This window comes from Marinoscillum sp. 108 (assembly GCF_902506655.1).
Lineage (GTDB): Bacteria > Bacteroidota > Bacteroidia > Cytophagales > Cyclobacteriaceae > Marinoscillum > Marinoscillum luteum.
The window spans coordinates 2,816,533-2,828,567 of record NZ_LR734808.1; the positions used below are offsets into that span (position 1 = coordinate 2,816,533).

8 protein-coding genes are annotated in these 12,035 nt (G+C 46.4%); 3 read left to right on the forward strand and 5 right to left on the reverse strand.

Translation table 11 applies throughout. The features are described from left to right. Positions 1 to 38: 38 nt before the first annotated feature. Positions 39 to 2,084 carry a hypothetical protein gene (locus GV030_RS11270; RefSeq protein WP_159582410.1) on the reverse strand — a complete coding sequence of 682 codons (2,046 nt, stop codon included), beginning with the start codon at positions 2,082 to 2,084 and terminating at the stop codon, positions 39 to 41. A 74-nt stretch (positions 2,085 to 2,158) separates the two neighbouring features. Next, positions 2,159 to 2,905: a 3-oxoacyl-[acyl-carrier-protein] reductase gene (gene fabG, locus GV030_RS11275; protein WP_159582411.1), complete on the reverse strand. Its 747-nt coding sequence runs from the start codon at positions 2,903 to 2,905 to the stop codon at positions 2,159 to 2,161. 135 nt (positions 2,906 to 3,040) lie between these two features. Between fabG and lpdA the strand changes: the two genes are divergently transcribed. Together lpdA and GV030_RS11285 are read left to right on the forward strand one after the other, a co-directional pair. Then, positions 3,041 to 4,435, forward strand: coding sequence for a dihydrolipoyl dehydrogenase (gene lpdA, locus GV030_RS11280; RefSeq protein WP_159582412.1), 1,395 nt, complete (start codon positions 3,041 to 3,043; stop codon positions 4,433 to 4,435). Between the two features lie 124 nt (positions 4,436 to 4,559). Then, complete coding sequence (locus GV030_RS11285) at positions 4,560 to 5,624, forward strand: Fic family protein (protein WP_159582413.1); 1,065 nt, start codon at positions 4,560 to 4,562, stop codon at positions 5,622 to 5,624. A gap of 29 nt (positions 5,625 to 5,653) precedes the next feature. Here GV030_RS11285 and GV030_RS11290 read toward each other — a convergent pair whose 3' ends face one another. The 3 genes from GV030_RS11290 to GV030_RS11300 are packed head-to-tail and all read right to left on the reverse strand — an operon-like array spanning position 5,654 to position 7,565. Further along, positions 5,654 to 6,130, reverse strand: a complete 477-nt coding sequence (locus GV030_RS11290; RefSeq protein ID WP_159582414.1) for a hypothetical protein — start codon at positions 6,128 to 6,130, stop codon at positions 5,654 to 5,656. A gap of 9 nt (positions 6,131 to 6,139) precedes the next feature. Beyond that, positions 6,140 to 7,327 (reverse strand): cytochrome P450, encoded by a 1,188-nt coding sequence (locus GV030_RS11295; RefSeq protein WP_159582415.1) that lies wholly within the window; start codon positions 7,325 to 7,327, stop codon positions 6,140 to 6,142. Further along, positions 7,314 to 7,565: an acyl carrier protein gene (locus GV030_RS11300; protein ID WP_159582416.1), complete on the reverse strand. Its 252-nt coding sequence runs from the start codon at positions 7,563 to 7,565 to the stop codon at positions 7,314 to 7,316. The genes GV030_RS11295 and GV030_RS11300 overlap by 14 nt, the downstream gene beginning before the upstream one ends. Before the next feature lie 290 nt (positions 7,566 to 7,855). Here GV030_RS11300 and GV030_RS11305 point away from each other — a divergent pair, with 290 nt between their 5' ends. Next, entirely contained in the window at positions 7,856 to 11,917 is a 4,062-nt protein-coding gene (locus GV030_RS11305; protein ID WP_159582417.1) for a two-component regulator propeller domain-containing protein, read from the forward strand. The last annotated feature ends 118 nt before the right edge of the window (positions 11,918 to 12,035 follow it).

Below are 12,035 nucleotides of genomic sequence, written 5' to 3' on the forward strand. Positions count from 1 at the left end.
GCTACTCATCTAAAACCGGCCTTTTGGTTGGTTTTTTACTAAAAAGCGCCTAGATATTTTCTTAGAAACCACTCGGTGCCCAATAGACCCGTAATGAGTAGAACTACCCATATGCTGTTGATCAGTGGAAAGGTTTCTTTGCTGGTCTTGATGATGTTTTTATAGCCTTTTCCGATAAGGTCCTCACTCACCTGGCTGGCTTGTGAGAAGGGGTAAAAACGGCCATCATTCTTTTCTGCTACAGCCCGGAGCATGTTGTGGTCTGCAGTAAGGTTGATCCCTTCTAGTTGGATATCACGTATGGCAAAAGACCCGGTCTCTGAAAAACCTTTGCCTCCCAAAGTAGTGGTTGCCTTGAATTGGTAAACTCCCGCTTCCAGGGCTCCCAGGTTAAAGCTGCTGTTGACCGGGCTATCCACCATTTCATAAGAGGTTTGATTTCCACTTTCATCGGTAATTACCAGCTGGATGGTATTTCCATAGGCCCTCTCGTAGATTTCATTGTATACCTCGGCATCCATGAATACCCGCTCACCGATGTGGTAGTTGGATTCTCTTGGCTTCACCACAAAACGATCTTTGTTCACCTTTATACTCAGATACTGCACGGTCTTCAGGATCAACTCTTCAAATAATTGAGAGTTTTCTTCACTCCCCGCTTCCTGAAGCCTCCACTGCCAGATGCCGGCACCCGGAGTGACAGCAGATTTCTGGGCACCATCATCGAAAAACACCAAAAGTGGTCGCTCAGTGTTGATGCTGCCGATCTTCTGGTATAAAAGGACTTCTGTTGGCCCCACCAGCTGATACTCGCCGAATGGTACTTCAATGGGTGGGTAATTCTGAATCCGGTCTGTTAAGTCTTCAGAGATTTTGAATTTGGTAAAGTTCTGGTTGTAAGCACCCCTTACCTTGTCCTTACCGTTTCCCTTCAGGTTGATGCTGAGGTAGGTGATGGTCTGAGCCATGTTTCTCACATTAGAGGAGTTGCCCATGATGTACCATTTGCCTGTGGCCTCAAAGTCTCCGTATTGGTGGCCAGAGAAGGCCTGATGTTCTACGATGGCATCAAATTTTTTCTCTTTGGGACGCTCATGAATCCCAGGTATGAAGAGAACAGACTCGTAGTTGGTGGTTGCATTGAGAACGGATCTGATGGCGTTGATGTCCGGGTGGGGGGCAGGAGCCAGGATCAGTATTTTGTCTTTCCCTTCTATGATGTCTATGTATACGTCTTGCTGGTTGTTGACATACGAGGATTCCCCCTCTTTTTCTCCAACAGCGATGGTGAGCCGGCGGATTCCTGGTGAGTTGGCATCCAGCTGAAAGTTAACCTCCTGAGCGTTCGGTTGAAGTGTGATTTCCTGAGCCGCTATCTTTCTTCCATTTTCGATTATTTCAACTGGCAGTGGCAGGCCATCATAGCCTTTTTGCGAAAGCAAAATGCTGATGGGAAATTGGTTTCCCTGGTAGGCCACCTGATTGTTTCTGACATTGCGAATGGCAATGTCCTTAGGTGGGATGGTGTCTCCCAAACCAATGGTAAAGACCGGAAAGCCATAAGTCTGATAGGCCGGAGACCGGCCCTCATTGATGATTCCGTCTGAAAGCAGTACCACGGCGCCTATGTTTTGCTCTTTATAAACATTCTCAACCTTTTTGAGGAGGGCACCGAGATTGGTTGTCTTTTGGTCGAAAAGGATGGTGTCTTGCCTACCGGAAAGTGTTTCTGCCATCGGGGTGTAGCTATTTTCAAGCTCCCGTTGGACATTGTTTATCCAGTTCACCACTTCTGAAGGAGTCGCTGCTTCTGATCGTAAGCCAATTGATTCGGAGTTGTCCACTGCAATAATGACCAGAGGTGTGTCCGTCTTGTTTACATTGAATTGAAGGAGCGGGTTGATCAACAGAAGAAGGATCAGGAAAACAGCACTTAGCCGAAGGAAACCCAGGAAAATGTTCCAGGATTTACTCCAGGGTGCCGTTTTTCTGGCATACAACAAAACTGCTACACCCAGCGCTGTGATGAGCGAGGCAAACACCCAAACAGGGGAAACATCAAAGGAATACCAGCTATTGTCCATAGAAAAGAAGAAAGCCGTTTGTCACCCGCGTGCAAGCTAAAACGGCTTAATTGTATCGTGTTTGATTGATTTGATCAGGTAAGCATGCCACCATCTACCTGCAGCACCTGGCCGGTCACATAAGATGACATGTCTGATCCCAGATAAACACAGGCATCAGCTACATCTTCGGGCTGTCCACCTCTTTTCAGTGGTATGGCATCTCTCCAGCTCTGCACCGTTTTTTCATCCAGCGCATCTGTCATTTCAGTTTCTATAAATCCCGGAGCGATGGCATTGCATCTGATGTTTCTGGAGCCAAGCTCAAGTGCCACCGATTTGGTGAACCCAATGATCCCGGCTTTTGATGCTGCATAGTTGGTTTGCCCGGGATTTCCTTTTACGCCCACCACAGAAGACATGTTGATGATGGATCCTGACCGCTGCTTCATGAATGTTCTTGCAGATGCTTTTACGGTATTGAAGCATGACTTCAGGTTAATACTCATGATTTCATCCCATTGCTCTTCCGACATTCTCATGAGCAGATTGTCTCTGGTAATACCAGCGTTGTTGATGAGAATATCCAACGACCCAAAATCCGCGACTACTGCGTTGATCAATTCTTCGGCTGCCTTAAAGTCCGAGGCATCAGATCTATAACCTTTGGCTTTAACGCCAAATGCTTCCAGTTCTTTGGTGAGGGCCTCCCCCTTTTCTACACTGGATAGGTAAGTGAAAGCCACATTGGCACCCTGTTCGGCATATTTCATAGCCACAGCCCGGCCAATTCCCTTGGAGGCTCCGGTGATCAATGCAGTTTTTCCTTCGAGTAATTTCATAGGTATTGATTTATATTCACAACGTTAAATTTCGTGCGTCAAAGGTAAATCTAATGAGGTCTTTTCAAAGAAGGCATTCTCGTTAACTTCTTACGACTTAAATTTGCCAACCAAAACTATTAAAATATAAAAAACATGGCATCAAAATATGACTTGATAGTAATCGGTAGTGGACCCGGTGGATATGTGGCGGCCATTAGAGCATCACAACTTGGCCTGAAAGTGGCTGTTGTAGAAAAAGCTGAGCTCGGTGGTATCTGTCTCAACTGGGGGTGTATTCCTACCAAAGCATTACTGAAGAGTGCTCAGGTATTTGAATACATATCACATGCGAAAGACTATGGCATAGATGTGAAAGATGCGTCGGTAGACTTTGGAGGAATGGTGAAGAGGAGCCGCGAGGTAGCCGGAGGCATGAGCAAGGGTATTCAGTTTTTGTTTAAGAAAAACAAAATTGAGGTAATTAACGGTTTCGGTAAGCTTCAGAAGGGTAAAAAGGTAGAGGTGACAGATGAGGCTGGAAAGAAAACTGTGTATGAAGCTACCAGCATTATCCTGGCGACAGGAGGACGATCACGCGAGTTACCATCTATGCCTATCGATAATGAGAAAATCATCGGCTACCGCAAGGCCATGGTGATGGATAAGCAGCCTAAAAAAATGATCGTAGTAGGCTCAGGGGCCATTGGGGTAGAGTTTGCGTATTTCTATAAGTCCATCGGTACGGAAGTGACCATAGTGGAGTTTATGGACAGAGTGGTGCCGGTAGAGGATGAAGAAGTGAGCAAGGCACTTGAAAGAAATTTCAAAAAGAGTGGCATCAACATCATGACCAGCAGTGAGGTAACCAAGGTGGATACCAAAGGCAAGGGCTGTAAAGTGACCGTAAAGACCAAAAAGGGAGAAGAAATACTGGAGTGCGATGTGGTACTGTCAGCAGTTGGTGTATCTACCAACGTGGAAGGCATTGGACTTGAAGAGACTGGTGTGAAAACCGAACGCGGTAAGGTTGTAGTTGACGATTTTTATAAAACCAATGTAGATGGCGTTTATGCCATTGGTGATATCGTACATGGTCCTGCCTTGGCGCACGTAGCTTCGGCTGAGGGTATTATCTGCGTAGAGAAAATAGCCGGTGAAAACCCACAGCCATTGAATTATGGAAACATACCGGGCTGTACTTACTGTTCGCCCGAGATAGCATCCGTAGGGATGACCGAGAAGCAAGCCAAGGATGCCGGATATGAGATCAAAGTGGGTAAATTCCCATTTTCAGCCTCTGGTAAGGCAAGTGCAGCAGGACACAAGGATGGTTTTGTAAAAGTGATTTTTGACGCTAAATATGGCGAATGGCTGGGATGCCATATGATCGGAGCTAATGTGACGGAGATGATTGCAGAGGCAGTGGTGGCCAGAAAGTTGGAAACAACAGGTCATGAGATAGTGAAGTCTGTGCACCCACACCCTACCATGAGTGAAGCCATCATGGAGGCAGCAGCCGCTGCATACGATGAGGTGATTCACATTTAAATAGTCAGAACATTGTAATATGATACAGAGAGCCGGACAGCATGTCCGGCTCTCTTTTTTTGTTTTGGGGAGTTGTGTTTTTTTGTTTAGAATATTGACTATATTTGTCAATATTTTTATTGTCATGATTAAGAATCTGCTGAGAAATGGGCGTGTAGAGAAAAACCTGAAGCTAAAGGAGCTGGCAGCCCAGGCTGATATTGATCAAACACTACTCAGCAGGTTCGAAAAGGGAAGCCGTATGCCCACAGAAAAACAGCTTAATGTTCTGGGGGAGATTCTTGGGCTGGATATGAGAGCAGCTCGGGTGGAGTGGATGGCCGACAAGTTGGTGGGAATGCTACAGTATCATCCAGAAGCAATGGAGGCCCTTCGAGTGGCAGAATCCAGAGTGGAGTATCTGACCAGCAAAAAGGTTCTTGACTCACCAAGCCTGTCTGAGGGTCTGGCTCTCAAACTTGAAAAACTGGATGCACTGAAGGCTCAATGGGCCGCCCGTCCGGTGCTCAGCCCATCTCAGCTTCAACGAATGCACGCTTTCTTTGATGTGGAGTACACCTATGAAAGCAATCGGATAGAGGGAAATACCCTCTCCCTGCAGGAGACTGCCCTGGTGGTGAATGAGGGGTTGACGATCGGGGGTAAGTCCATGCGTGAGCATTTGGAGGTGATCAATCATTCGGAAGCCATTGCGTTCGTAAGAGGGATCGTGGAGCGAAGGGAGGATTTAGGGAGGAGGTCTCTCATGGAGATTCACCGACTGATACTGAAGGAGGTGGATACTGCCAATGCCGGAAGGTACAGGCAGGTGCCTGTCAGGATTTCAGGGAGTGAAACAGAACTACCTCAGCCTTATATGTTGGATAAGTTGATGGAGGACTATTTTGAGTACTACGAAGTACACAGATTGCGTCTTCATCCCGTGATTTTGGCAGCGGAGATGCACGAGCGCCTGGTAAGTATCCATCCGTTCATAGATGGTAACGGGCGTACGGCCAGGTTGGTCATGAATCTCATTCTGCTGAGAAATGGATATACAAGGGCCAACATCAAAGGCAGCACTGAAAGCCGTATGCAGTATTATCGTGCTTTGCAGTCTATTCAGGAAGACAACAACCCTGAGCCTTTTTATCAATTGGTGACGGATGAGTCGCTGAGGTCCATACAGGCTCATCTAGAGCTCATTTAGCAACTGCCCCCTTCGGGGGTAGTTGACTTTTAAAATTTCGCACCTTTGAAGTACCTGACTCTTAGTGGGAGTTTTCTCGCAGAGTATCCTATAAAGACAAAGCCTGTACTGGTCACAGCATCACGCAGCTTCAGGAGGTTTGGGCTCTCTATTTCAGCAATGAGCCCAATGGGTTTTGGCTCCAGCGTATGGTGGATGGATTCCAGGTAGTCAAAAGAACTATGAACCAGTTTGATAAAGAGTCCGGGTATTCGATACTGTGGGTCCAGCAAACTCCTGAACGCTAACAAATGATTGCCCAGCTGCTCCACTCGGAGGTTATAAGCAGTAGAAATGCCCACTATGCCCCTTTTCTCATTTCTGATTAGGAAAACGACTTGTCTGGCTCGTTTTTCCGGAGATTCATTGGGCGGTATCACCCCCAGGGATTTCCACTTGTTGCTAATTTCTTCGATGAGGGCAGGGGACTTCTCTCCCCATACATTTTCAAAGGTCAGTTGTTCCATAATCAGTTATTAAGATCTCGATACCATCAGGGAGGTAACGCTCTGGATAGTTAGTTTTGTTTTGGCAGGAGGAGGCACGGCAATAGAGAGTTGGTCTACAAAAGGTAGCATACTTTTAATGAGTTCTATCGCTTCAATCTGTGCCATTTGCCTACCCAGGCAGTGGTGTATTCCGTATCCAAAGGCCAAATGATCATATTTATTGCGATTTAGATCCAGTTGATTCGGATTTGGAAAGTGTGCAGGATCACGATTGGCAGACCCTATGCACAATGTGAGCGTGCTGTTTTCGGGAATTTCTACTCCAGAAAGCACCATGGCCTGTGTGTTGGTCCGTCCTGTGAGCTGGACGGGTGTATAGAGCCTGAGCATCTCCAGAACGAAACGTTCTATCAGGTCATGATCGGCTCGAAGTTGTGAGGCCAGCGATTTTTCTTCGATGAGTTGCTTTAAGCAATAGCTGATCAGCGCGGAGGTGGTTTCGAAACCAGCGATGAATAAAAAGATCATCGGACCTATGGCGTCCTCGCGATCTGGATACAATGTTTTGATGGCACCCGAAAGAGCATCTGCCTGAGGGTCTACTTTCTCAAGGAATTGATGAAAATATCGATGCAAGTGACTGGCAGCGTTTTCAATTTTTTTCAGGTCTTTGATCGAAAGGTACGGGTCCAATAGCTGGACCATTTGAAAACCATCATCTATGAGATTCTTTCCATCTTCTCTTGGGATACCCATCAGATCACAGATCATGAAAAGTGGGAGTTTTTTAGAGACTTCTGGCACAAGGTCAAATGATCCGGTTGGGAGGGAACCCACTATGTCGGCACAGATGACAGAAGCCATGGCACTAAGGCTTTCCTTATCCGGCCAGTGTTTGCTCAGGGCAGCTCTCAGAGCAGTGTGTACCGGGGGATTCATCTGAATGAGCATACCGGCCATTCCAGCTGCACTTTTGCTGTAATCCATTCCGCGGGTAGCACCATATTCCCTCATTTTTTCGGTCCATTCTGCCCGGGCTCCGGACCGACAGGTCTTGTCCAGCAGCACCTGTTTGACATCCTCATAGCTCAAAACAACATAATCACCCGTAATTGCCTGAAAGACCGGTGATCGGTCCAATAGTTTCGAATACCGAGAGTAAGGGTCGGCAATAAAATCCGCATGAGAAGGTTGCCAGATGTCAGGTGCGGTCATTTTGTAGCTCATTGATATAGGCAGAAAATGACTCGATGGTCGGGTTGTCGTAGAGGCTTAAAGGATCTATATCCAGGTTTAAAGTCTCCTCCAAATCTCCAAGTAAAAACAGTGAATTGACAGAGTCCAATCCCAACTGATGAAAGGTTGATTGACTGTTAATGTCGGACAGTCTGGTGCCTGTTTCTTTGGAGATCATTGCTTTGATCAATTCTTCTATTTCTATGGTGCTGATCATTCTTTTGGCGATAGAATTTGAGGTAATAAGAGTCACTCTGACTTTTGTGAGTACTCTGATCTGACTCTACCCAAATTTAAAGGTTTTATTGTCAATGATGAAGCAACTAATATTTATCGAACAGGGGCTTTGTATCAGCAGTTGAACCGGGTAAACCTCCTTTCTGTCGAAAGTCTTCATAGAAAAAAGTTATTTCGGAGCAAGTTTGATGCCTTGAGTTTTAAATTTCCTCATTCTATGTAATTGTGCTTTTTTTGGTTTTCTTGTGGTGCCTTAGTTTACTTGATCGATTGAAATTCAAAAGCCTTTTTTGTATTCTGGCCATGTGCTCATGGTCGGCAGTATTTGGACAGTCTGAAGTGATAACATTTCAGAAATGGAATGTTGAAGACGGCCTCTCTAACTCCATTATTCGCAATATAGCGCAGGATTCCGCTGGCTATTTGTGGCTAGCCACTGAGCATGGCCTTAATCGGTTTGATGGGTTACAGTTTAAGCACTATTTCAGCGTGCCTGGTGATTCTTCAGGCTTGTCCCACAATTCACTTTTCGGGCTTGGAATCGATGCTTCTGGTATGGTGTGGGTGGGTAGTGATTATGGCTTGAATCTATTGAACCCCGAATCAGAGGAGGTTCAGCATTTCTTCTATGACTCTCTTGATGAAAACAGCCTGAGTGATAACTACGTGAGGTGCGTTTTTGTGGATTCCAGGCATCGGGTGTGGGTAGGTACTCAAAATGGGCTAAACCGCTATCAGCCTGTGTCGGGTGATTTTTTCAGATACCCGGAGCAGCGTGAGTTTGATGACGCAAATCGGAGAAGAATCCATTCTTACAATAGAATTAACACTGTATTTGAAGATAATGATGGGGCTATTTGGGTTGGTACTGATGGCGGAGGGATTAAAATATACAGATCGGGGGGAGAGGAGTTTGAGGAGTTTTTTATTCCCGGGGAAGATGTGAAACGTCAAATTATCCGAAAGATTTATCAGGATACGGCAGGAGATTTTTGGATTGGTACGGATGGAGGGCTGGCTTACTTTCAGGTGGAAACCCAGCAGTTTGACTTTTATACAGAGAATGGGCCTGAAGGCTTGTCTAACCAGTTTGTCTGGGGGATTTTGGAGGATCAGGATGGCCTCATTTGGGTAAGTACTTACAGAGGCGGGATCAGTCTTTTTGATAAGAAACTGGGGCAATTTGTGGCCCATCTGAATGAGGATACACCCGGGAGCCTCTCTAGTGAGATGATCTGGACATTGTTTCAGGATCAGGATGGAGGCATATGGGTAGGCACGGATGGACAGGGCGGCCTCAACTACTGGAATCCCTTAGCCCAAAAGATGAGACATTACCTCGGGGTACAGCCAAATGAAAGCAAGCATGTTGTAAAAGATGTGTTGGAGTTGACTTCAGACATCCTTCTGGTGGTTTCTACACAGGGCTTTTTTGCATTTGATCAGAGGGATCAATTTGTGGAGTTTCTGGAGGAATGGTCGCTTGAGCCCATGGTGCGCTTGTTGTATAGAGAGGGTGAAGCTCTGGTGGTGTCGGGTGATGAGGTGGTGTTAATGGATTCATTACTGAGCCCAAAGAAAACTTATAAATATGGAGATGGAGTAGCTGAAAAACATCCTACAGCGCTGGCGTTGGAAGGGGAAATTCTCTGGATTGGAACTCTAAGCGCGGGTTTGCATCAGCTCAATCTAAAATCCGGCGAGACGAAATCTTTTTTTTCAAATGGGAGCACCAGTTTGTATCAGGATTCCAGGTCCATCAAGGCGCTGCTGAGCAGAAATCAGTCTGAACTTTGGGTCTCATCAGTTCGCAGTGGTCTTTTTCGGATGAATACAGTGACGGACGAGATCAAACAATTTTTCTATCACACAAAGGACTTCTTTGAACCAACCATCACCTCTATAGTAGCGACTTCTGACAGTGTTTTGTGGTTAGGTACTCAGAATGAAGGGCTTATTAAATTCAATACACATGATGGGTCGTATGAGGCTCTGGTGTCTGAGGGTACATTGACCAATGAAATCACCGCCCTGATTGCTGAGGAGAATGGAAAATATATCTGGCTGACCTCTAAGAATGGCATGGGGAGATTTGATATAGAAACAGGCCAGTTTCATGAGTTTACCATAGAGGATGGTCTGCAGAGTAGGGTGTTCAATCAGGTATCCCATCAAGGCCGGAGCGGTGCGTTTTACTTTGGTGGTGTGAATGGAATCAATGCATTTAATCCGGATGAAGTAATCCTGAACCCGATCAGACTCAAGGTCTTTTTTGAGGATTTCATGATCAATGAGGTGAGCGATCCCGAACGTCTCAGGCTTGCCTCTCAGGGTCCAGTTAGTCTCTCTTATGATGAGAATGATTTATCATTTTCGTTTGTCGCTCCTGCTTTTCTTCATGCCAATAAAGTGCGCTATGGGTATCGCCTCTCCGAAAAGGAAGACTGGAGAGATCTGGGAAGCAGGCGCAATTTGAATCTTCCGAAGCTCTCGCCGGGGAAGTACCATCTGCAGGTACGTGCTACTAATAATGACGGCTTTCCAGGTGGCGCATCATCAGTGTTCTTAGAGATTTTACCTCCGTGGTGGCAGACGTGGTGGTTCAGGCTCTTGTTTTTCCTTGGGGTAATGATCTTGCTGGGGAGTGTATTTGTTTATCGGGTCAGGAGAATCCAGAAGCAAAAGATCGCACTGGAGCACATCGTGGCGGAGCGAACTAGCGAGCTCAAAGCAGAGCGGGATAAGGCAGAATCTGACAAAAGGGTGATTGAAAAACAAGCAGTTAAGCTTCAGGAGCTCGATCAAGTAAAGTCAAAATTCTTTGCCAATATCTCGCACGAGCTGAGGACTCCTTTGACTTTGATCAATGCTCCACTGGAGGCCATGCTGGATGGTGACTTTGGTCCTGTGGACCCTAAAATGTTGAAGGCGCTGGAGACAGCCCGGTCCAATGGAGGGAATTTGCTGGTGCTGGTTGAAGAAATTCTGGATCTGGCAAAGCTGGAAGCGGGGAAGCTGAGGTTGATTAAAAACCCCGTTCTGATAGGCGAACTTATTGATCAGCTTTTTGCTCCATATGCTTTCGGGTTTGCTCAGAAAAAAATAGCGGGTGAAATCACACTCGATATACCGGAAGGCCTCACACTGATGATCGATGAGAAAAAATTTAGCAAGATCATCAACAACCTCCTTTCTAATGCATCAAAGTTCACATCCGCAGGTGGTAAAATTCATCTATTGGCGAGATACCAAAGCCAGGATGGCACTATGCATATCTCTGTTTCTGATACAGGCAGTGGTATCCATCCTGATGATCTTCCATTCGTCTTTGATCGTTTTTATCAGGCAGAGAAAGACAACAAGGCCCGGGGAGGCACAGGGATAGGCCTGGCGCTTTCCAGGGAGCTGGCGCATTTATTTGGAGGGCAATTATCCGTGAGTAGTGTGCAGGGCGAAGGCACTGAGTTCGTTTTTGATTTTCCGGCCGAACTATCTGAATACAGTTTGATAGAGGAGGTTTCCGAGGATGAGACTTACAAAAAGGAAATTCTCCAGGGCTTAGTCCAAAGTACGCGCGTGTATTCAGAGTACTTTCAGGTGGATATGCCTGCTGTGCTCATAGCCGAGGATAACGACGAAATGCGCTCCTTTATTCATGGCATTTTTCAGCCGTATTTTGACGTGACCAATGCCAGCGATGGCCAGGAAGCCTGGGATCATCTGGAGTCGGGAAGATTTGATATCCTTGTTTCAGATTGGATGATGCCCAGACTGGATGGCTTTGAGCTGATGAATAAGATTAAAGAAACGCCTGAACTCAGTGGCCTCTCTATAGTGATGCTTACGGCCCGATCATCGGAGGAAGATAAACTCCAGGCCCTTACTGCGGGCGTAGATGATTATCTGACCAAGCCATTCAATAAGTGGGAACTGCTGGCCAGGGTGAAAAACATACTGCAAAATAGAATGGCCAGGAAGGATAAGGAAAGTGTCAATCAGCCACTTTCAGTGGATCAGGAGTTCATGAACCGTCTCCAAGGCATCGTTTCAGCCGAGCTGAAAAGTGGGTTACTCTCTGTGAGTTATCTGGCCTCTGAGCTGGCCATGAGTGAGCGACAGCTCCAGCGCAAAATCAAAGCCATTTCCGGTCTGAGCCCTCAGCAGCTGATCAAGGAAGTGCGACTTCAAAAGTCCAGGGCAATGCTGATGGCAAAGCGTGTGCACACCGTTGCTGAGGCTGCCAATTTGGTAGGCTTTGACAAGACGGAATATTTCTCCTCTCAGTTTACACAGCGCTTCGGTAAGCGCCCTTCAGATCTTCTCAAAGGCTGATTTCATTCCCCTGGCGTGCTTTTGTCCGATTCTTCGGGGTAATATGTCGGGCATGGGGGGTGACCCTCATGATACATTTGGGTGTTACTATCCGGCCTGAGGTCGGGTCAGTTTTGAA

What these genes read in the sequence shown, in the direction of transcription:
- GV030_RS11285 (WP_159582413.1), top strand. Translation starts at nt 4,560, where the DNA reads ATGATTAAGAATCTGCTGAGAAATGGGCGTGTAGAGAAAAACCTGAAG.
- GV030_RS11295 (WP_159582415.1), bottom strand. Translation starts at nt 7,327, where the DNA reads ATGACCGCACCTGACATCTGGCAACCTTCTCATGCGGATTTTATTGCC.
- lpdA (WP_159582412.1), top strand. Translation starts at nt 3,041, where the DNA reads ATGGCATCAAAATATGACTTGATAGTAATCGGTAGTGGACCCGGTGGA.
- fabG (WP_159582411.1), bottom strand. Translation starts at nt 2,905, where the DNA reads ATGAAATTACTCGAAGGAAAAACTGCATTGATCACCGGAGCCTCCAAG.
- GV030_RS11270 (WP_159582410.1), bottom strand. Translation starts at nt 2,084, where the DNA reads ATGGACAATAGCTGGTATTCCTTTGATGTTTCCCCTGTTTGGGTGTTT.
- GV030_RS11290 (WP_159582414.1), bottom strand. Translation starts at nt 6,130, where the DNA reads ATGGAACAACTGACCTTTGAAAATGTATGGGGAGAGAAGTCCCCTGCC.
- GV030_RS11300 (WP_159582416.1), bottom strand. Translation starts at nt 7,565, where the DNA reads ATGATCAGCACCATAGAAATAGAAGAATTGATCAAAGCAATGATCTCC.